At 70.9% G+C, this 19,793-nt stretch carries 18 protein-coding genes; 7 read left to right on the top strand and 11 right to left on the bottom strand.

The features are described 5' to 3' along the window. Nucleotides 1-256 precede the first annotated feature (256 nt). Nucleotides 257-598 carry a DUF4190 domain-containing protein gene (locus FNH09_RS23630; RefSeq protein ID WP_162468990.1) on the bottom strand — a complete coding sequence of 114 codons (342 nt, stop codon included), beginning with the start codon at nucleotides 596-598 and terminating at the stop codon, nucleotides 257-259. 166 nt (nucleotides 599-764) lie between these two features. Between FNH09_RS23630 and FNH09_RS23625 the strand changes: the two genes are divergently transcribed. Further along, nucleotides 765-986 (top strand): twin-arginine translocase TatA/TatE family subunit, encoded by a 222-nt coding sequence (locus FNH09_RS23625; RefSeq protein WP_152891244.1) that lies wholly within the window; start codon nucleotides 765-767, stop codon nucleotides 984-986. Between the two features lie 61 nt (nucleotides 987-1,047). On the opposite strand, the gene FNH09_RS23620 is transcribed toward FNH09_RS23625, so the two are convergent. Next, nucleotides 1,048-1,914, bottom strand: a complete 867-nt coding sequence (locus FNH09_RS23620) for a winged helix-turn-helix transcriptional regulator (RefSeq protein ID WP_152891242.1) — start codon at nucleotides 1,912-1,914, stop codon at nucleotides 1,048-1,050. Nucleotides 1,915-2,006: 92 nt separating this feature from the next. Between FNH09_RS23620 and eno the strand changes: the two genes are divergently transcribed. After that, complete coding sequence (eno, locus tag FNH09_RS23615) at nucleotides 2,007-3,290, top strand: phosphopyruvate hydratase (RefSeq protein WP_162468989.1); 1,284 nt, start codon at nucleotides 2,007-2,009, stop codon at nucleotides 3,288-3,290. A 179-nt stretch (nucleotides 3,291-3,469) separates the two neighbouring features. Next, nucleotides 3,470-4,042, top strand: coding sequence for a dihydrofolate reductase family protein (locus tag FNH09_RS23610; protein ID WP_152891238.1), 573 nt, complete (start codon nucleotides 3,470-3,472; stop codon nucleotides 4,040-4,042). A 30-nt stretch (nucleotides 4,043-4,072) separates the two neighbouring features. On the opposite strand, the gene FNH09_RS48785 is transcribed toward FNH09_RS23610, so the two are convergent. Then, complete coding sequence (locus FNH09_RS48785; RefSeq protein ID WP_338017664.1) at nucleotides 4,073-4,885, bottom strand: hypothetical protein; 813 nt, start codon at nucleotides 4,883-4,885, stop codon at nucleotides 4,073-4,075. A gap of 102 nt (nucleotides 4,886-4,987) precedes the next feature. On the opposite strand from FNH09_RS48785, the gene FNH09_RS23600 reads away from it, so the two are divergent. Then, the gene (locus tag FNH09_RS23600) at nucleotides 4,988-5,521 is read left to right on the top strand and encodes a DUF7919 family protein (protein ID WP_162468988.1); all 534 of its coding nucleotides are present in this window, start codon (nucleotides 4,988-4,990) and stop codon (nucleotides 5,519-5,521) included. A gap of 28 nt (nucleotides 5,522-5,549) precedes the next feature. Here the strand turns inward: FNH09_RS23600 and FNH09_RS23595 are convergent, their stop codons facing one another. Then, on the bottom strand, nucleotides 5,550-8,132 hold the full coding sequence (locus FNH09_RS23595; RefSeq protein ID WP_152891236.1) for a cellulase family glycosylhydrolase: 2,583 nt from the start codon (nucleotides 8,130-8,132) through the stop codon (nucleotides 5,550-5,552). A gap of 169 nt (nucleotides 8,133-8,301) precedes the next feature. Between FNH09_RS23595 and FNH09_RS47155 the strand changes: the two genes are divergently transcribed. Beyond that, the gene (locus FNH09_RS47155; RefSeq protein WP_162468987.1) at nucleotides 8,302-8,850 is read left to right on the top strand and encodes a hypothetical protein; all 549 of its coding nucleotides are present in this window, start codon (nucleotides 8,302-8,304) and stop codon (nucleotides 8,848-8,850) included. Between the two features lie 127 nt (nucleotides 8,851-8,977). Then, a complete protein-coding gene (locus tag FNH09_RS23590) occupies nucleotides 8,978-9,232 on the top strand; it encodes a hypothetical protein (protein ID WP_238427021.1) in 255 nt (84 codons plus the stop codon). On the opposite strand, the gene FNH09_RS23585 is transcribed toward FNH09_RS23590, so the two are convergent. From FNH09_RS23585 to FNH09_RS23555, 7 genes are all read right to left on the bottom strand, one after another. Further along, nucleotides 9,233-9,982 (bottom strand): SDR family oxidoreductase, encoded by a 750-nt coding sequence (locus tag FNH09_RS23585; protein ID WP_152891234.1) that lies wholly within the window; start codon nucleotides 9,980-9,982, stop codon nucleotides 9,233-9,235. It abuts the gene before it with no gap. A 157-nt stretch (nucleotides 9,983-10,139) separates the two neighbouring features. Next, nucleotides 10,140-11,045: an AraC family transcriptional regulator gene (locus tag FNH09_RS23580; protein WP_152891232.1), complete on the bottom strand. Its 906-nt coding sequence runs from the start codon at nucleotides 11,043-11,045 to the stop codon at nucleotides 10,140-10,142. A gap of 182 nt (nucleotides 11,046-11,227) precedes the next feature. Further along, nucleotides 11,228-12,232 carry an ABC transporter permease gene (locus FNH09_RS23575; protein WP_152891261.1) on the bottom strand — a complete coding sequence of 335 codons (1,005 nt, stop codon included), beginning with the start codon at nucleotides 12,230-12,232 and terminating at the stop codon, nucleotides 11,228-11,230. A gap of 23 nt (nucleotides 12,233-12,255) precedes the next feature. Beyond that, complete coding sequence (locus FNH09_RS23570) at nucleotides 12,256-13,218, bottom strand: ABC transporter permease (RefSeq protein WP_152891230.1); 963 nt, start codon at nucleotides 13,216-13,218, stop codon at nucleotides 12,256-12,258. Beyond that, the gene (locus FNH09_RS23565; RefSeq protein ID WP_162468986.1) at nucleotides 13,211-14,728 is read right to left on the bottom strand and encodes an ATP-binding cassette domain-containing protein; all 1,518 of its coding nucleotides are present in this window, start codon (nucleotides 14,726-14,728) and stop codon (nucleotides 13,211-13,213) included. The genes FNH09_RS23570 and FNH09_RS23565 overlap by 8 nt, the downstream gene beginning before the upstream one ends. 1 nt (nucleotide 14,729) lies before the next feature. After that, nucleotides 14,730-15,827 carry an ABC transporter substrate-binding protein gene (locus FNH09_RS23560; RefSeq protein ID WP_152891228.1) on the bottom strand — a complete coding sequence of 366 codons (1,098 nt, stop codon included), beginning with the start codon at nucleotides 15,825-15,827 and terminating at the stop codon, nucleotides 14,730-14,732. Between the two features lie 145 nt (nucleotides 15,828-15,972). Beyond that, a complete protein-coding gene (locus tag FNH09_RS23555; protein WP_152891226.1) occupies nucleotides 15,973-16,986 on the bottom strand; it encodes a LacI family DNA-binding transcriptional regulator in 1,014 nt (337 codons plus the stop codon). A gap of 158 nt (nucleotides 16,987-17,144) precedes the next feature. Here FNH09_RS23555 and FNH09_RS23550 point away from each other — a divergent pair, with 158 nt between their 5' ends. Further along, complete coding sequence (locus FNH09_RS23550) at nucleotides 17,145-19,781, top strand: PA14 domain-containing protein (RefSeq protein WP_162468985.1); 2,637 nt, start codon at nucleotides 17,145-17,147, stop codon at nucleotides 19,779-19,781. Nucleotides 19,782-19,793 lie beyond the last annotated feature (12 nt).

Genomic DNA, 19,793 nt, shown 5'->3' with positions numbered 1-19,793 from the left:
TGGTCGCGGTCGTGCTGTGCTGGTCGTGGTGGCCGTGGCGATGGCGAGGCGGTCGTCGATCCGGGGAACGCGTGCGCACGGTGAAGGCAAGGAGATTGAAACGATTCAATTCATCAGTGCGGTCGCACCATATGGGCGTCGCCGGAGACGGTCAATAGGTTCGGCGCGCCATTCGACACGGCATTCGACACGGCACCACGCCCCCGCACCCCTGCCGCCGGACACGGCGTCGAACCCGAGGCAGGCGCACAGAGCGCTAGTCGATCAGCACCGCCAGTCCCGCGATCAGTCCCAGGACCAGGAGGTTGACCAGCACCGCGTACAGGATGCACAGCCAGCCCACGACGATGGCCGCCAGCGACAGCCAACGGCCTTCCAGTTTCTGCCTCTTGGCGCGACGGCGCCCCAAGTGCCCGGAGACGATGGCGACAAGTGCGCAGACGATCAACAGACCCAGGATCGGCACCGAGTACGTCACGGTGAGCCAGCCGCCCATCACGGAACCGCTCGCGTAGACCACGGCGGCGAAGGCGGCGTAGGCGCTGACGACGGCGGGCTTGTTGCGGGTCCGTTCGGCCGACTGGGCTGGGGTGCTCATGATCGGAACGATACCGACACGGCGGAGGCGTCCGCGGTGCCGCTGCCCCGAGGTCTCACCCATGGGCAATTTCCGGCCGACCCGGCCGGAAGACGGCTTGCCAGTCGATCACTTCGCGGGACACACTTCTACAGGTCTGTAGATCGTGCGGGGAAAGGCGGACCTGATGTTCGGCTTGAGTGAGCTGGCAGTGATTCTCGTCGTGGTCGTCGCGATCCTGGGAGTCAAGAAGCTGCCCGAGCTGACACGGTCGGCGGGCAAGGCCGCCCGGATCTTCAAGAGCGAGGCCAAGGCGTTCAAGGAACAGGACGCTCCGGGCGGGGCATCCGGATCCGGCCAGGTGATCTCCGGCGAAGTCGTCGACCGGGACGCAACGCCGCGCTCCTGACGGCGCGGGCGCGATCCGCGCCCGCGGACCAGGACCGCACTCCTCCCGGGTCGGACTCGGTTCAGGTCGCGCGGGCGAGTGCCGTGGCCCGGCGCAGGCTCTCGGCGACGGCGTGCGGGATGTCGTCGACCGGGAACAGCACGTGCCGTACGACCCGTTCGGCGTCGACGACCAGGATCAGCCGCTTGTGATGCAGGCGGCCGGCGGCCCGGAAGGTGGGCAGCCGCAGCGCCGCCGCCAGTCGATGGGCGGCATCCGAGTGGAGGCCGTACGGGATGTCCTCCGTTCGGGCGAACTCCTGCTGCTCGTGCACGGGTTGGGTGCTGACACCGCGCACGTCCACCTCCGCCTTCCGGAAGTCGGGCCAGGCGTCGCGAAAGAGCCGGTGCTCCGGCGTGCCGCCGTCGGCACCGGGGATCTCCTCGTCCCACTCCACCCGCGTGCCCGGGTAGGTGAACAGCACGGTCGCCGCGGCGTCCGGGGAGACGAGCGGCAGGTCGGCACCGTGCGTGCCGGGCAGCACCAGGCCGTCGGGCAGCCCGGTGCCGACCAGGGCGTGGACACGGGCGTGTTCGCCGCCGCCCTCCCGCACGGTCGCGGTGAGGCTCCCGTCGCCCAGCACCCACCGGTCGCCCCAGTCCTGCATCGCCACGAGCAGCGGCAGCAGGGCCGCGCCCGCGTCGGTGAGCAGGTACTCGTAACGCACCGGGCGCCGTTGGTAGAGGCTGCGGCGCAGGACGCCGTGGGCGACCAGACGGCCAAGACGCTCCGTCAGGACCTTGCGGGAGAGGCCGATCTCGGCGGCCAGCGCGTCGAACCGGACGTGCCCGCGGGCGACTTCGCGCAGCACGAGTACGTTCCACCAGTCCCCCAGGACCAGGGCGCCCTGTGCGATGCCGCAGTTCTCGTCCGCGTTGTGCATTCTCATGCCCCCATAGTAAGTTCCTTTTCGGGACTCACTTTGTTTCTGGAGAAAACTTTCCGCCCGCGTCAGGCGGGCCCAGCATGAGGAGTTGCACCGTGACCGCCATCAGCCGGGTCGTCGCACGGGAGATCATCGACAGCCGGGGCAATCCGACCGTCGAGGTCGACGTGGAACTCAAGGACGGATCACGCGGCCGCGCGGCGGTCCCGTCGGGCGCCTCCACCGGCGCCCGCGAGGCGGTCGAGCTGCGGGACGGGGATCCGGCGCGGTTCCACGGCAAGGGCGTACAGCGCGCGGTGGACGCCGTGAACGAGACCATCGCGGACGCCGTGAACGGACTCGACGCCGACGACCAGGAGACCGTCGACCGCACCATGATCGAACTGGACGGCACCGACACCAAGGCGCGGCTCGGCGCCAACGCCCTGCTCGGCGTCTCCCTGGCCACCGCCAAGGCCGCCGCGGCCTCGCACCGCCTGCCGCTGTACCGCTACGTCGGCGGGGTCGACGCCCGCCTGCTCCCGGTGCCGATGATGAACATCGTCAACGGCGGTGCCCACGCGGACAATCCGCTGGACTTCCAGGAGTTCATGATCGCCCCCATCGGCGCGGCGACCTTCGCCGAGGCCGTCCGCATGGGCTCGGAGGTCTTCCACACCCTGCGCCGCAACCTCGTCGCCGCCGGCCACAGCGTGAACGTCGGCGACGAGGGCGGCTTCGCCCCCGACCTGCGCACGGCCGAGGAGGCACTGGACTTCGTCGTCCAGGCCATCGAACAGACCGGATACAAGCCCGGCACCGACATCACCCTCGTCATGGACCCGGCCACGTCGGAGTTCTTCCGCGACGGCGTCTACGACTACACGGGCGAGGGCGTCCGCCGTACGCCCGCCGAGCACGCCGACTACCTCGCCGCACTCGTGGACCGCTACCCGGTCGCGTCCATCGAGGACCCGATGGCCGAGGACGACCACGACGGCTGGCGCGACCTGACCGCGCGGCTCGGCGGCCGTTGCCAGCTCACCGGCGACGACGTCTTCTGCACCAACGAGAGCCTGCTGCGCGCCGGGATCCGTGACGGTGTCGCCAACTCCATTCTGGTGAAGGTCAATCAGATCGGCACGCTCACCGAGACGCTGGCCACCGTGTCCACCGCCCACCGCGCCGGGTACACAGTCGTGATGTCCCACCGCTCCGGTGAGACCGAGGACACCACCATCGCCGACCTCGCCGTCGCCACCGGCTGCGGTCAGATCAAGACCGGATCGCTGTCCCGCTCCGACCGTACCGCCAAGTACAACCAGCTCCTGCGCATCGAGGAGGAGCTGGGGACCAAGGCGCGCTACGGCGGCAAGGAGTTCCTGGGCCTGCGCCGATAGCCGCCCTCCCCCTGCCGCACACCTCGGCCCGCCGGACACCCGGCGGGCCGAACTGTTGCCCGGAGGACCCACCGACAATTTTTCTTTTCTTGACAACTGATCCTGTCGGACGGATCCTGGAACGGCAGCCGGACACCTCCGCGGCAGGACCCCCACCCACGAAACCGAGGGAATCTCTCATGCGCACCCTGATCAGCACGGCCTTCATCTCGCTCGACGGCGTCGTGGAGGCACCGGGCGGCGAACCCGGCTACCGGAACTCCGGCTGGGTCTTCAAGGGGGTCGAGTTCGCGGCCGAGGCGTTGGAGATCAAGGGACGGGAACAGCAGGAGTCCACCGCGATGCTGATGGGCCGGGGCAGCTACGAGGGCTTCAGCCCGGTGTGGCCCGACATGGCGGAGTTCGCCGACTACAACGCCATGCCGAAGTACGTCGTCTCCACGACCCTCACCGAGGACAGGCTCGTCTCCAACTGGGGCGAGACCACCCTGCTGCGCTCACTCGACGAGGTCGCCGCCCTCAAGGAGACCGACGGCGGCCCGATCATCGTCCACGGCAGCGCCTCCCTGAACCAGGGCCTCTCGGACGCGGGCCTGATCGACCGCTACCACCTGCTCGTCTTCCCGCTGCTGCTCGGTGCGGGAAAGCGAATGTTCAGCACCGCGGACAACGACACCCGGAAGCTGAAGCTGGTCGAGCACGAGGTCTACGCCAACGGCGTTCAGAAGCAGGTCTTCGACGTGGTCCGCTGACGACGCGGCGCGGCCGTCACCACGCGGCCGTCAGTCCGTCGCGGCGGGCAGGTGCCGGGCCGCCGCCAGCCTGGCCAGCTCGGCGAGTCCGGTGAAGTAGGAGACGCAGTACTCCTCCTCGATCAGCGGAACGACCTTGCCGAGTTCGGCGATGCGCGCCCAGAGAACGGCGATCCAGTGGCCGTCGAGTGTGCCGCCCAGTTCCCTCAGGACGAGACCGGCGACGTCGGCGTCCAGCAGAACCAGGTCCACGCCGTCGAGGTCCACGCCGCGGAAACTCTCGGGGAAGGGCGCACGCAGGTGCGCTTCCCAGAGCACGGAGAGCCGGTCGTCGTGGTGTGCCCCGCCCGTGTCGCCGGGGGCCGGCTGTGCCGTAGCAGACGGACGCAGGAGCAGGTCAACGGTGTCGAAGAGGGTTCGTACCATGATCAGGGCCCCCTCCGGCGTGACCGCGCCGCTGGTCACCACACCTCGCGCGAGCCTGTCGCGCAGGGCGCGGCAGCGTTCGAGGCCGGCGGCTGTCCCGGCATCGACGAGCCCTTCCGCGGCTGCCCGCCCGATCAAGCCCTCCAGTGATTCGCCGGAGGCCAGGCGTTCGGCGAGGACCTGCTCCAGGGCGTACAGGGCGTGCGTGACGGCGACGGTGGCGAACTCGTACCGGTAGTAGGAGTGACGGATGAGCTCGCGGGAGGTCTCCAAGGCGCTCTTGACCGGCATGGACGCGGCACCGGGCAGCACGAGCCCGGCGACCAGGCCGTGCATGCCCGAGTAGTCGAGTACGACGTCACGGGAGCGCGGGTCCGGCAGAGGCGAGGGGCCGGACGTCGGCCGAGGGGTGTCCACGTGCGTGATCCTGTCGTGAACGCGGGCCGCTGTCATCGGAATTGCGCCGGGCTGGCCTTCGGTGAGCTGTCGGTGGGCGGCCTCCGGTGATGGGATGGACGGGTGTTCCATGAAGACCTCAGCGCCTACGCGTACTCCGACGCCGACGACATCTTCGGCGACCCCACCACCGGTGTGCGCTTCGTCAGCTTCCGGCCCGCCTACGAACGGCTCAACGTGGGCTGGCTGGAGGCCGGCCGACCCTGGACACGGGGGCGGGGCCCCGAGGGATTCACCGACAAGTTGCTGGAGATCCTGGCGGCGCAGCAGGTGAACGAGATGCTGGGCCTGCACTATTGCGACCTCTGCGGGGCAGCGCCCTTCGACTCCCACCCGTGGTTCACCCCGCGGCCGGGACACCGCTGTGCGGCCGCGGGCACCGGCGAGCTCCGTGTCCCCGGCCCGCCCGGTGTCGCCTTCGCCGCCCCACAGCTGATCGGACACTACGTGGCCGACCACGGCTACCTGCCGCCCCGGACGTTCCGCGACGCCGTGCTCGCCTTCGATCCGCGGCAGGCCGCCGCCACCTCGTACCCCTGGACCGGCTTCCCCTGGATTCCCGACGGCGCGGAGCTCTACGACGCCAGAGTCGAGTGACGGCGGCTGCGTGGGGGGTGCCGTGCCGCTACCTCGCCTGAAGGGTGTACGAGCCGGTCGCCTGGGCGGTCAGGCGCCAGCCGCCGGGCTGCTCCGACAACTGGACTCCGGTGAGACCGCGGACCGTGGTCGCCGGGCGGCTCGCGCCGGGGATCCACACGTCCAGGATGCCCGTCCCGGTGCCCGTCAGCCGCAGGTCCCGGTCGGTGACGGAGGACTTGAGGGAGGTCAGACGGCCGGGAGCGCTGCGCGGGTACGCCTGGGACAGCGCCGTCGTCTCGAAGGCCGGGCTCGGCAGCGGCTTGCCGTCGGGGCAGGTGTACAGCACGACGCCGCCGCCCGAGGTGGTGGCCGCGGGGTCGTTCTGCGGATCACCGCAGGCCTTCTTCCACACCCAGATCGCCGAGCCGAGCATGTCCGCGTTCTGCCGCTCCAGGTACCGGTCGAAGCGCGAGCGGAAGTCCTCGGGTTCCCCGAACCATCCCCACTCGCCCGACCACAGCGGTGCCCCGTACGCCCGGGCGGTGCGCTCGGCGGTGGTGAAGCCCTGTTCGATCGAGGTCAGGGTGACGCCCAGGCCCTGGTCCATGGTGATCGACTCGCTGTAGAGGTGCGGCGAGAAGACCAGCAGCGGGTCGTCGGCGAACCCGGCCGGCGGGGTGGTGTCGAAGCCCAGGCCCGACCAGAGGATCGAGGGCTCGAAGAACACCAGGTGGTGGAAGCCGCCGCGGGTCTTCGCCTCCGCGGCCCGGATCGAGGTGATCGCCTGCTGGTAGAGGCGCCCGAGCAGGACCGAGGAGGTGACGCCGGGAGCGTTGCCGGGACCCGGCTCGTTGAGGAGGTCGTAGCCGGCGACGGCGGGCTCGTCCGCGAAGGTCTCGGCGAGGCGGCCCCAGGCGCGGGCGAACTCGGTGCCGATGCCGTCGGTGTCGTCGTAGAGGTTGGTGAACGCCTGCTGCACGTTGGGCGCGAGGTCGCGGCCGAGGAAGCCGCAGGCCCGGGCGCCGTCGGTGCGGGTCGCCCACTCGGGGGCGCCGTCGTTGCCGAACTCCGGTGACGCGTTGGCGCGGCACCGCGTGCCCGGCGCGGCGGTGACGTACTTCGAGAAGGTGTCCTGGTGGATGTCGAGGACGGTGTGGATCCCGTGGGCGGCGGCCTGGTCGACCGCGGTGCGCACCCGCGCGAGGTACGCCTCGTCGAAGACGCCTCGCTCCGGCTCCAGGGCCGACCAGGACAGGGCAAGCCGCTGCACGTCGAACCCGTACCGGGCCATCAGCGCGTAGTCGGAGTCCTCCAGCGGCCACACCGTGGGCTTGGCCGGGTCGGGCTGTCCGTAGTCGATGAGCTGGTTGACGTTCACGCCGCGCAGCAGCACCTGCCGCCCCGCGCTGTCGCCGATCATTGGGGGCTGTCCGTCCCGGCGCAGCACGGTCAGCGGCAGCAGTCCCTTCAGGTCGCGGCCCGCGGCCTGCGTCCGCGAGTCGACGAGGGTCACCGGTGTGTCCGTCGCGCCGGAGGGCAGGGTGCCGGAGGCGAGCGCCAGCACGGCGGCGATCGCGACGGGCGGCGCCCACCGGGCAGCATGGGCGAGACGGCCGCGCTCGGCCGAGGGCTCCGTCCGGCGCCGCCAGGCCAGCTCCGCGACCCAGGGGGCGCACACGACGCCTGCGCACGCGCCCGCGGTCACCCCTTCCGCGACCCGCACCAGCACGGACGCGACCGGGAACAGCGCTCCGCCGAAACCGTTCAGGAACCCGTCGACGACCCACAGCGGCGCGAACCCGAGGACGCCCGCCGCGGTGAGCGTCGTCGCGAGCGACCACAGCGTCACCCCGGTACGGGCCCGGGGCAGCCCGGGCGCCACCACCCGGCGCCAGAGCGCGACACCGGCGAGCACCGCCACGCCCCCGGCGACCAGCGTCGCCACCGCGAAGCCGCCGGGTATCGGGCCTGCCGCCCAGGCGAACGCACCGGTACCCGCCTGGAGCGCCACGGCGACACCGGCGGGCAGCCAGGCGAATCCGGCGATCTGGTTGACGTCGGGGCCGCCCGAATGCCCCGCGGCGCGCTCACCGCCCTCGACGACCTGGTGCCCCTCGACGGCCTTGCGGCGCAGGCGCCACACGCCGATCCGGTACGCCGACGCCGCCGGGCCCGCGACCAGCGGCCCGAACGCGGCGTACTTCGCGCCGGTCAGACCGCACTCGGCCAGCAGCGACCCGGCCGTCGGGATCAGGTGCAGCCCGTCCGGCCCTGCGACCGCGAGCAGCAGCACGCTGTAGGCCAGCTTGGCGAAGAACGCCACCAGGATCAGACTCGACCAGACCGCGCCGAAGACCCAGCGCGCCCGCGCCCGGGGAGCGGCGGCGCGCACCACCCGGTGCACGGCCACCGCGCTGCCACCGATCAGCAGGGGCAGGAACACCACCGTGGCCCAGGCGGGGCTGGTGGCGTTGCCGGGTACGAGACCCGCGTCCGGCCAGTTCTCCGGGGCGAACAGTCCCGTCCCGTCGACATGGCCGAGGGCAGCGCACAGCACCGCGAGTACGACCGCGGTGGTGAGGGACGCGATGCGGGCGAGCCGACGGCCGCCGCGCTGATCATCGAGCATGGTTGGAGAAGATAGAGCAGCCCGAAGGCCTGGGGAAGGCCTGTGAGCAGGAATTTCTCCCGGCACACGCGTCCCGGCAGGTCTGGACGGCACGCCCGCTCCGGGCTGCTTCCGGCTCGGGGAGGGAGGCCCGGCGCAGGCACCGCGCGGCGCGTGTGGCGTGCGCGCCATGGCGGACACCTTCGATGTGGCGGTGGCGCTCGGCGGCGGGGTGAGCGATCCCTCGCGCGCGTGGGACTTCGTACGCCGGTTCGCCGCGGAGTGGGCACCCGACCCGCTGCGGCCGCAGGACGGTTTCACCCAGGACGAACTGGACGCTTCCGCGGCGGAGTTGGGCTTCGAACTGCCCGAGGTGCTCCGCCAGGGCCACCGGTTGTTCGGGCGTCGCGCCGATCTGACCGCCGTGCAGGACCCGTTGGTGCCGCCCGCCGGTCTCTTCGTGACCGACGGGCTGCCCGACGGGATCCTGGTACTCCGCGCCCGGTCGGCTGATCCGCCGCGACGGGGACCTCGACCTGTGCCGGGTCCATGTGCGCGGCCGTACGGCCGACGATCTGGAGACCCTGCGCCGGGACCTGCCGGCCTCGTGGGTGTGCTGACGCGCCCACTGCCTTCCCGCCCGACGATCTGCGGGGTGGGCAAATCTGTTGGAGGCGTCGCCCTGGACCGTGGCAGCATGGTCCGTATGACGACGAACCGAAAGGTCCATGCCGCGTAACCGGCCAGGACGGCTCCGGACCGCCCTTCCGCCGCGGAGCCGGACAGCGGGTGCGAGACCGGTCATCGACGGTCTGTCCCGGCGGGCGCTCTCCGAGATCGCCTGCCTCGAACGCGCCAGGAACTACGTGAATCCAGGAGACGTCGGCACCGCCGTGCGCCTGTGGAGGGAGTACGTCCACCTCCCCGAGCGTCGGTTGTGGCACGACTTCGAGTGGGACGACACGCACTGGGACTGCTGCGGCAATCCGCTGGAGGCCCGCGCGCTCCTCGACGTCGTGCTCCAGGCCCTGTCCGCCCGAAGCGCCCGCGAACTGCGGGCGGTCGTCGGCAGGTACGACGCCGTCTGGAACACGCCCGTCCCGGCCTACGGCGCCGACTGATCACTTGGCCTCGGCGAGCCGGACGGCGTCGGGGCCCGCCGGGAAGCGCAGCCGGCCGGTCGTGTCGTGCACCGCCTGCCAGACCGTCTCGGCGACATCGCGCTCCCGTGTGAACACGTCCTGGCCCATGAACCCGTCCAGGGCCGTCTTCGCGAACGCCGCGTACGGCGGCGGGACCATGTCGTCGAGCGAGCGGCCGTCCGTCGCCCGCTCCCCGAAGTTCGTCGTGAGACAGGCGCCCGGCTGAACCGTCTTCACCCGCACGCCGAAGGGCGCGAGTTCGAGCGCGAGGGACGCGCTGAAGCCCTCCACGGCCATCTTGCTCGCCTTGTACACGGCCGAGAGGGGCATGTGGCCCAGCACCACGCTGGAGGTCACGTTGACCACCACGCCGGAGCCTCGCTCGCGGAATCGGGGCAGCACCGCCTGCGTCATCGCCATCACACCGAAGGTGTTGGTCTCGAACACCTCGCGCACGCGGGCCATGCGGGTGTCCTCGAAGACGCCGATCGAGGGGATGCCCGCGTTGTTGACCAGGACGTCGACGGGGCCCGCGGCGTCGAGGGCGGCCGCGATGCTCTCCGGCTCGGTCACGTCGAGCCCGACGACGCGCAGCCGGTCCGACTCGGGCAGGACGCCCGGCCGCGGGGTGCGCATCGTGGCGATCACGTCCCAGCCCTGCGCGTGGAAGAAGCGGGCGGTCTCCTGACCGTATCCGGAGGAGGTGCCGGTGATCAGAACGGTCTTCATGCTGTTCCCCTTGCGATGTGGTGGGATGCGCGGAGACAGACACTTTCCTGCTCCGCGGAAGAACTTCTGATCCCATTGAATCGCCCTGACCTGCCGAAACAGTAGAACTATCCTCGCCGCTCCTTGCACAATCCTCTCGATACCGTTCGGGTCGGATTCAGGGCAGCACCCCCGCGGGGGTGGGCGTGGGGCTCCGCAGGCGGGCCGCGTCCCTGCTCGGGGGCTCACCGAACCGGCGGCGGTACTCGCGGCTGAACTGCGAGGGGTTGTCGTATCCGACACGGCGGCCGACGCCGGTGACGTCGCCCGGGTGCGTGGCGAGCAGGAGCCTGGCCTCCTGGAGGCGGATCTGCTTCTGGAACTGGATGGGGCTCATCGCGGTCACCGCCTGGAAGTTGCGGTAGAAGGCGGAGACGCTCATGCCGGACAGCCGTGCCACGTCCTCGACACGGAAGGGCTCGGCGTAGTGCTCGCGGATCCAGCGCGCCGCTCGGGAGACATGGCTGAGGCCGCTGTCGGCGAGGCCGAGCTGACGTACCGTCGCACCCTGCTCGCCGGTGATCAGACGCCACAGGATCTCGCGCTTGACCAGCGGGGCCAGTACGGCCCGGTCGCGGGGCTCGTCCAGCAGGCGCAGCAGCCGGACCACCGCGTCGAGCAGTGCGGGCGGAGCGTCGCTGACGGCGATCCCCGACGGCGCGCCCTCCCGTGCGCGGGGAAGGTCCGCCGGCCCGGCCTGCACCAGCAGTTCGGCGACGGCGGACGGTTCCAGGGTCAGGCCGAAGCCGAGGGCCGGCTGCTCGGGCTCGGCCCGGGTGAACTGTCCGGTGACGGGCAGGTCGACGGACGCGACCAGGTACTGCCCGGGGCCGTATGCGTAGACCCGTTCGCCCAGGGCGAGGCGTTTGGCGCCCTGGGCGATGACCGCGAGCACGGTGCCGGACATCGAGGGCGCCGGCGGATCCGCCCGGTCGACCTTCGAGATCAGGACACCGTCGATGGCGGTGCTCCAGTCGGGGCGGGCATGCCGGGCCAGCAGCGTGCGGAACTCGTCGAGGCACATACGTCCATTGCAGCACCGTCGTCGGGCCGGGCTCCCGGGGCTCCCATGGCGGACCCGCCGACCGGCCCGTGGCCCTGGGGGGCGGCGCGGTACGGCCGCCGGCAGATCGACGGCCGTCGCACGCCCGCCGGCGTCGGCCCGCCGGTGCGCCTCGCGCCGGTCCACGGCGACCGCTCGCCGTCTCACAGGACCCGGCGCCGACGCCCCAGCCAGGTCTGGGCGACGACCACCACGGCCAGGAAGGCACCGCTGACGACCTGTTGGTAGGCCGAGTCCAGCGAGCCGATCTGGTTGATGACGTTCTGGATGACCTTCAGCAGCAGCACACCCACGAGGGAGCCGCTGATGAAGCCGAAGCCGCCGCTGAGCAGGGTCCCGCCGATGACCACGGCGGAGATCGCCTCGAGTTCCATCCCGCTGCCGAGGATGGTCACGCCCGACACCAGCCAGGCCGCGTTGAGCGCGCCCGCGAGCCCGGCACACAGCCCGGACAGCGTGTAGACGGCGACCTTCGTGCCCGCCACCGGCACGCCCATCAGGGCCCCGGCGTCCTCGTTGCCGCCGACCGCGTACACGTACTGCCCGAATCTGCTGCGCCGCAGCACGACCGCGCCGAGCACGAACAGGGCCACGGTGATCCACACGGGCACGCCGACGCCGAGCAGCGAGCCCTGGCCGAGGGTCGCGAAGAAGGAGTGCTTGTCGACCAGATAGGTCGTCGAGCCCTCGTCGGTGATCGCCAGGAGCAGGCCGCGGGCGCCCAGCATCGCGGCCAGGGTGACGATGAACGGGGCGAGCCTGACCCGTGCGATGAGCAGTCCGTTGACGAGTCCGATCAGCCCGCACACGGCGAGCGGGAGCAACAGGGCCACCGCGCTCCCGTACTGCGAGCCCCAGGCGGCGAGCACCCCGCCGAGGGCGAACAGCGAGCCCACCGACAGGTCGATGCCGCCCGTGACGATCACGAAGGTCATTCCGAGGGCGACCACGGCGAGGAACGCCGAGGACAGCGCCATGTTCTCCAGGTTGTCGCCGGTCAGGAAGGTGTCGAAGCTCAGGGACGCCGCGACCATGGCGATCACCAGGGTCACCAGCGCGCCGTGCTGCTGGGCGAAGGCGCCGAGCCGGTCGGAGCGGCTCGCGCGCGGGGGTCCGTCCCCGGCGGGGTCGTCGGTCGCGACCGGCATGCCGGCCTCCTCGGTGTGCGCGGTCATCGCCTGCCTCGTTCCCGGGCCGCGTAGACGGCGAGGACGATCACCACGGCCTGGGCGATCTGGGTCCACGACGGCGGAAGGTCGTGCTTGATGAGGGTGGTGGTGAGCAGCTGGATGAGTACGGCGCCCGCGACGGTGCCGCCGATGCGCACCCGTCCGCCGCTGAGCGGGGTGCCGCCGACGACCACGGCGGTGATGGCGGACAGTTCCATCAGGGTGCCGAGGGAGGTGGGGTCGCTCGCGCTCAGGCGCGCGGTGGCGAGGATGCCCGCGACGGCGGCCAGCGCGCCGGAGCAGACGTAGACCACCACGAGAACCCTGCTGACCGGGAGTCCGGCGAGCCGGGCCGCGGGCCGGCTGTCGCCGATGGCCAGGACCTGGCGGCCGAAGGTGGTGCGACGCACCACGAACGCGACCAGGAGCGCGAGCGCCGCGGCGATCAGGACCAGGTAGGGCACGCCCAGCACGTCGCCGGAGCCGAGCGCCGCCATGCCGGGATCGCGTACGTCCTTGAGCTGCGGAAGCAGCACCAGGGCCAGACCGCGTCCGGCGACCATGAGGGCGAGGGTGGCGACGATGGGCTGGACGCCGACGAAGGCGACGAGCGCGCCGTTGGCCACGCCCACCACGATGCCGCCGAGCACCGCGATCAGCGCGGCGATCCAGGGTCCGTAGCCGAGGTAGAGGGAGAGCAGCGAGGTGGACAGGGCCATCACGGAGCCCACCGACAGGTCGACGCCCTCGGTGCCGATGGCCAGCGCCATGCCGAGCGCGACGACGAGGACCGGGGCGACCTGGACGGCCTGGGTGCGGAAGTTCTCCGTGGACAGGAAGTACGGGGTGAAGGCGAAGTTGAACAGCAGCAGCACCGCGACGCCCGCGTAGACGCCGTACTCCTGGAGCAGGCGCAGCAGCCGGGCGCGGTCCAGCGTGCCGCGCGCGAGTGCGAGGTCAGCCATCGTGTCCTCCCGCGGGTGCGGATGCGAGGGCGCGCATCAGGCCGTCCTCGGTGACGTCGTCGCCGGTCAGTTCGCGCACCACCACGCCTTCCTTGAGGACGATCACGCGGTCGCTGCCCTCGATGAGTTCCTCGGTGTCGGAGGAGATCAGCAGGACGGCGAGTCCGTCGTCGGCGAGTTCGTCGATGAGGGCCTGCACCTCGGCCTTGGCGCCGACGTCGATGCCGCGGGTGGGCTCGTCGAGCAGCAGTACCTTGGGGTGCAGGGCGAGCCAGCGGGCCAGCAGTACCTTCTGCTGGTTGCCGCCGGAGAGTTCACCGACCTTCTGGTGCGGGCCGGCCGCCTTGATGCGCAGCCGTTTCATGAAGGTCTCGACGACGCGGTCGATGCGGGAGTCGTCGACGAGGCCGAAGCGGGAGAGCGCGGGCAGCGCGGCGAGCGCGATGTTCTCGCGTACGGAGAGTCCCGGCACGATGCCCTCGGCCTTGCGGTCCTCCGGCAGGAGGCTGATGCCGGCGCGGATCGCGGCGGCGGTGGAGCCGGTGCGTACCGGGGTGCCTGCGACACTCACCCGGCCCGCGTCGGTGGGCAGCGCTCCGGCGATGGCCTTCGCGGTCTCGCTGCGGCCGGAGCCGAGCAGCCCGCCGAGTCCCACCACCTCGCCCGGCCGCAGCGCTAGCGACACGTCATTCAGCCGGTGACGTACCGTCAAGTTGTCTGCACGCAGGACGGGTTCGGCGGTGGCGGTGTGGGAGCCGGAGAACTTCGTCAGGCCCTCCGTGCGCACCTCGCCGATCTCCCGGCCGAGCATCATGGACACCAGCCGCAGCCGGTCGAGGCCGGCCAGCGGGCCGGTGTGCACCACGCGTCCGTCGCGCAGGACGGTGACCGCGTCGCAGATCTCGTACAGCTCGTCCATGCGGTGGCTGACGTAGATCACCGCGACCCCGCGCTCGCGCAGCATGCGGATCACCCCGAACAGGGTGGCCACCTCGCGTGGTTCGAGCGAGGAGGTCGGCTCGTCCATGATGACGACCCGGGCGTCGACGGCCACGGCCCGTGCGAGGGCGACCATCTGCTGGGCGCCGACGCCGAGTTCGCGCAGCGGGCGGCGTACGTCGACCCGGATGCCGAGCCTGCGCAGGGCCTCGTCGGCCTCGCGGTGCAGACGTCCGAAGTCGATCAGGCCCAGTCGGCCGCGCGGTTCGCGGCCGAGGAAGAGGTTGCGGGCCACGCTCATCAGCGGGACGAGGTTGACCTCCTGGTAGATGGTGGAGATGCCCGCCTGCTGGGCTTGCAGCGGGGTGGCGAAGCGCACCGGCGCGCCGTCGTACGACACCTCCCCCGCGTCGGGCCGGTAGACCCCGGTGAGCACCTTGATGAGCGTCGACTTGCCGGCGCCGTTCTCGCCGACGAGTGCGTGCACCTGCCCGGCGTGCGCGGTGAAGTCCACGTCGGACAGCGCGCGCACGCCGGGGAAGGTCTTGGACAGTTTGGTGACCGAGAGCACGTCAGTAGGCCTTGCCGAGGTCCGTCTGGGCGTTGCCCTTGGCGTAGGAGCTGTCCTGGATGACGATGTCCTGGCCGACCTTGCCGCCCTGGGTGAAGGTGTCGAGGGTCTGGAAGGCGAGCGGGCCGAAGCGCGGGTTGGACTCGATGACGCCGTAGATCCAGCCGTCCACGATGGCCTGGACGGCGTTGCGGGTGCCGTCGATGGTGACGATCTTGACGTCGCCGGGCTTCTTCCCGGCGCCCTTGAGGGCGTTGACGGCGCCGAGGCCCATCTCGTCGTTCTCGGCGTAGATCCCGGTGATGCCGGGCTTGGACTGGATGAGGTTCTCGGTGACCGACTGGCCCTTCTCGCGGGCGAATTCACCGGTCTGCCGGAACACGATCTTCAGGCCGGGGGCCTTCTCCTTGATGCGGTCCTCGAAGCCCTTGGTGCGTTCGGTGGTGACGTTGTTGCCGGCCGCGCCGAGCAGGATGGCGATCTCGCCCTTGCCGCCGGTCGCCTCGATCATCTGGTCGGCGGCCCGCTGCCCCTGCTGGACGAAGTCGGAGCCGATGAAGCTCACATAGTCCTTGCAGGCGGTGGCGTTGATCTTGCGGTCGATCGTCACGATCGGGATGTGCTTGGCGGACGCGGCGCGCAGCACCGGCTCCCAGCCGTCGGAGTTCAGCGGTGCGATGACCAGCAGGTTCGCGCCCTTGGCGATGAGGTCCTGGACGTCGCTGATCTGCTTGGAGAACTGCGACTGGGCGTTGGCGGTGAGCAGTTTGATGCCGCGCTTCTGGGCCTCTGCCTTGATGGAAGCGGTCTCCGCGATCCGGAAGGGGTTGGCCTCCTTCTCGGACTGGGAGAAGCCGACGGTGGCGCCCTTGAGGTCGAGTTTGCCGCCGCCGTAGGCGTCGACGGTGCAGGTGGGTCCGGAGTCGGTGCTCGGTGAGGCGACCTGCTGCCCGGCGTCGTCCTGCGTGGCGCCGGAGGTGTTCTTGCCCGAGTCGTCCTCGGACTTGGTGCATGCGGTCACGAGCGCCAGGCTCGTCACGAGGCCTGCTGTGAGGAGGTGGCGTGCGAAGGCGGGACGGGCAACTGCGTTGGTCTTCATGGGAGTCCCCCAAACGGCGCGGCCCCGGCGCGTGAGAGCGCTCTCGGGGAGGCTGGCTCTTGCGGTCAACTCGGTGTGCTCGTCGTTCCGGGGAGGTTTTTACATCGTTGGAAGGAGGCTGTAAACCCCTCCGTTCGAAATCCCGTCAGCGCCGCCCCAGTGTGCTCTCCCGCTCAACCAGCCTGAATTCCGCGGTCAGTTCGCGTCCACCGGGCACTTCGCGCCCCGACAGACTGCGCAGCAGCGAGGCCACGGCCATCCGGGCGATCGCCTGCTTGTCGGGCGAGACCGTGGTCAGGGTGACCGCCCCGAAACGCCCCTCGGCGAGGTCGTCGAAGCCCACCACCGCCACGTCCCAAGGCACCCGCAGCCCCCGCTCGTGCAGCACCCGCATCGCCCCGATCGCGATCAGGTCGTTGTACGCGAAGACGGCGTCCGGCCGCACCCCCGAGTCGAGCAGCTCGGCCATCGCCCGCGCCCCGTCGTCGCGGTCCCAGCCGCCGACCGGCACCACCAGGCTGTCCGGGGCCGGCACCCCGGCGGCGCCCAGCTCCTCGCGCCAGCCGGCCAGCCGCAGGTGGGCGGGCCGGTTCGCGGAGTCGGTGCGCGCGCCCAGGTAGGCGATGCGGGTCCGGCCGCGGCCCAGCAGATGGCGGACCGCGCACCGGGCCGCGGCCACGTTGTCGATCGCGATGTGGTCGTAGGGCAGGTCGTACACGCGCTCGCCGAGCAGCACCAGCGGCACGTCGTCGGACCGGCCCTGGAGGTCCTCGGCCTCCAGCTCCAGCGGGCTGAGGATGAGCCCGTCGATCACCCGGGCCGGCAGGCCCTGGCTGACCAGGATCTCCTGCTCGCGGTCGCCGCGCGTGTGGTCGAGCAGGACGGTGAACTCGTGCTCGGCGGCCGCGTCGATCACGGCCCCTGCCAGCTCCGCGAAGTACGGGTTGCCGAGCTCGGGAACGGCCAGCGCGATGATCCCCGTACGCCCCTTGCGCAGATGACGCGCGGTCAGGTTGGGCCGGTAGCCGAGCTCGTCGATGGCCGACTGCACCCGGGCCCGCATCGCCGGGGTGACGTGCGGATAGTTGTTCACCACGTTGGACACCGTCTTGATCGAAACGCCCGCGCGTTCCGCCACGTCCTTCAGGCTGACCCGCAAGGGATCTCCTCAGCGTCGATGGGCGCCGCGTCCTCGGAGGCTGTGCTCTGCCCCTGGACAGCGGCCGGGAGCCGTGCTCTCATGCCAACTGCCGTTCCTTCCAACGTTGTACAGACTGAAGCAACGAGCCGCCACCCTTCCTCAGCCAAGGAGGATCCGTGCGCACCAAACCCCTCAGGCAACGCCTCGCCCTGCTGCTCGCCGCGGCCCTGGGCGCCGCGGGACTCGCCGCGACACCCGTCGCGCACGCGGCCGACGACCCCGTCGAGGTCCATGGCCTCAAGGGCGAGTACTACACCCAGTCCGCCCCCGGCGCCTTCGACTTCCACCAGCTCAAGGCGACCGGACTGGACCCGAACCTCGACTTCGACACCCTGGAGCCGCGCCTGGCCTTCGCCACCGGGCAGTCGGACGACGTCAGCGTCCGCTGGACCGGCCGGATCGTGCCGGAGAAGACCGGCCCCACCACCTTCTCGATCATCGGCGACAACGGCTTCCGCCTCTGGGTCGGCGACACCCTGGTCATCGACCACTGGGTCGACGACTGGGACCGCGAACAGACCGGCGCTCCCGTCGAGTTGACCGCGGGCAAGGCCTACGACATCAAGGTCGAGTACTTCGAGCACTACGGGGGCTCCAACCTCCACCTGCGCTGGACCCCGCCCGGCGGCACCAAGACCGCCGTCCCGTCGTCCGCGCTGCTGCTGCCCGACGGCTACGACTACGACGGCGCCACCGCCACCGCCGTCCGCGCGGACGGCCGCACGCTGCGGCTCGACTTCGCGCAGCCCCTCGCCGCTCCCCCGGCGGACCTCACCGACCACATCGACGCCGTGATCGGCGGCGCCACCTGGCCGCTCGGCGCGGCCCGGCTGGACCCCGCCGACCCCAGATCGCTCCTGATCACGCTGGAACAGCCCGTGGTCGGCAACAAGGACGGCACCGCGTCCGGTCTCGCCGACGTCCGCTACGACGGCGCGGGCGGTCTGACCGGAAAGGACGGCAACGTTGTCAAGTCCTTCTGGAGCAGCGGCGCCAACCGGTCCACGTACGAACTGCGCACGAAGTGGGCCGACGAGGTCTCCGCGCGCAACGCCCATCCCGAGTACCCCCGACCGCAGTTGACCCGCGGCTCCTGGCAGAACCTCAACGGCTCCTGGCAGTTCGCCGCCGCGCAGGCCGGGGAGCAGCCGCCGGTCGGCCGGAACCTCGGTGAGAAGATCCTCGTCCCCTACCCCGTCGAGTCACAGCTGTCCGGCCTCGAACGGCACGAGGACCGCATGTGGTACCGGCGCACCTTCACCGTCCCGGCCGGCTGGAAGATCGGCTCCGGCAAGCGTCTCCAGCTGAACTTCGGCGCGGTCGACTGGCAGGCCGAGGTGTACGTCAACGGCCACAAGGTCGCCGAACACCAGGGCGGCTACGACAAGTTCAGCGCCGACATCACCGCCGCGCTCAAGCCCGGCCGCACCCAGGAGCTGATCGTCGGCGTGTACGACCCGACGGACGCCGCCGACGGCGAGAACCCGCCGGTGGGCAAGCAGCGCCTGGACCCGAGCGGCATCTGGTACACCCCGTCCTCCGGCATCTGGCAGACCGTGTGGCTGGAGCCGGTCGCCGCCGACCACGTCGACACGCTCAAGCTCACCCCGGACGTGGCCGCGGGCACCCTGACGATCGAACCGCAGGGCGTGCGCGCCGGACTGCCGGTCACCGCCACCGCGTACGCCGGGAAGCACCGCGTCGCCACCGTCACCGGCCGCAGCGGCAAGGCCCTCACCCTGCGGATCCCGAAGGCCCACCTGTGGTCGCCGGACAACCCCTTCCTGTACGACCTGAAGGTGAGCGTCGGGGGCGACCGCGTCGGCAGCTACTTCGGGATGCGGTCGATCAGCGTGGAGAAGGTGAACGGCGTACCGCGCACCGTGCTCAACGGCAAGCCGGTCTTCATGATGGCCACGCTCGACCAGGGCTTCTGGCCGGACGGTCTGTACACCGCGCCGACCGACAGCGCGCTCGCCTACGACCTGAAGATGCACAAGAAGATGGGCTTCAACTCCGTACGCAAGCACATCAAGGTGGAACCCGACCGCTGGTTCTACTGGGCCGACCGGCTGGGCCTGATGGTGTGGCAGGACATGCCCGCGATGACGGCCGGGGTGAACCCGTCGACCGCCGCCCGCGCCGAGTACGAGCGCGAGATGAAGCAGATGATCGACGAGCACATCAGCAGCCCGTCGGTCGTCATGTGGGTCACCTTCAACGAGGGATGGGGCCAGTACGACATGGCCCGCATCGCCGACCAGGCCAAGGCCTGGGACCCGACCCGGCTGGTCAACAGCATGTCGGGCATCAACCTCGGGGCCGACGGAGGCACCGGCGACATCATCGACGAGCACGGCTACCCCAGCCCGGCGCTGCCGCCCCATCCGGACGGCCGGCGCGCCCTGGTCAGCGGCGAGTACGGCGGTCTGGGGCTCGCGGTCCCCGGTCACGCCTGGTCGGTCCAGCAGTCGTACGTCGACGTCGACCCCTCGACCTACACGGACGACTACCTCCAGAAGCTGGCCGAGGTGCACGCGCTGGCCTGCAAGGGCGGCAACGGCGCCGTCTACACGCAGATCTCGGACGTCGAGGGCGAGCTGAACGGCCTGCTGACGTACGACCGCAAGGTGGTCAAGCTCGCTCCACTCTTCTGGTTGAAGCCTCCGTCACCAGGGCACGGAAATCTGCCACGAGGTCGTCTACCTGGTCCTTCGACCATGATGCCAGGTCTGCTTCGGTCGCCCCCGTAAGGCTCATGGGGA

Origin of the sequence: Streptomyces adustus (assembly GCF_009377175.1) — a bacterium.
In the GTDB taxonomy this organism is placed as follows: Bacteria; Actinomycetota; Actinomycetes; order Streptomycetales; family Streptomycetaceae; genus Streptomyces; species Streptomyces adustus.
The sequence above is the reverse complement of the archived record's forward strand: the minus strand, read 5'-3'. Positions and strand labels throughout refer to the sequence as shown.

Bases quoted from the DNA above. Each gene is read 5' to 3' on its own strand.
- FNH09_RS23630 (WP_162468990.1), bottom strand. From the start codon at position 598: ATGAGCACCCCAGCCCAGTCGGCCGAACGGACCCGCAACAAGCCCGCC.
- FNH09_RS23625 (WP_152891244.1), top strand. From the start codon at position 765: ATGTTCGGCTTGAGTGAGCTGGCAGTGATTCTCGTCGTGGTCGTCGCG.
- FNH09_RS23620 (WP_152891242.1), bottom strand. From the start codon at position 1,914: ATGAGAATGCACAACGCGGACGAGAACTGCGGCATCGCACAGGGCGCC.
- FNH09_RS23610 (WP_152891238.1), top strand. From the start codon at position 3,470: ATGCGCACCCTGATCAGCACGGCCTTCATCTCGCTCGACGGCGTCGTG.
- FNH09_RS23595 (WP_152891236.1), bottom strand. From the start codon at position 8,132: ATGCTCGATGATCAGCGCGGCGGCCGTCGGCTCGCCCGCATCGCGTCC.
- FNH09_RS47155 (WP_162468987.1), top strand. From the start codon at position 8,302: ATGGCGGACACCTTCGATGTGGCGGTGGCGCTCGGCGGCGGGGTGAGC.
- FNH09_RS23585 (WP_152891234.1), bottom strand. From the start codon at position 9,982: ATGAAGACCGTTCTGATCACCGGCACCTCCTCCGGATACGGTCAGGAG.
- FNH09_RS23580 (WP_152891232.1), bottom strand. From the start codon at position 11,045: ATGTGCCTCGACGAGTTCCGCACGCTGCTGGCCCGGCATGCCCGCCCC.
- FNH09_RS23575 (WP_152891261.1), bottom strand. From the start codon at position 12,232: ATGCCGGTCGCGACCGACGACCCCGCCGGGGACGGACCCCCGCGCGCG.
- FNH09_RS23570 (WP_152891230.1), bottom strand. From the start codon at position 13,218: ATGGCTGACCTCGCACTCGCGCGCGGCACGCTGGACCGCGCCCGGCTG.
- FNH09_RS23560 (WP_152891228.1), bottom strand. From the start codon at position 15,827: ATGAAGACCAACGCAGTTGCCCGTCCCGCCTTCGCACGCCACCTCCTC.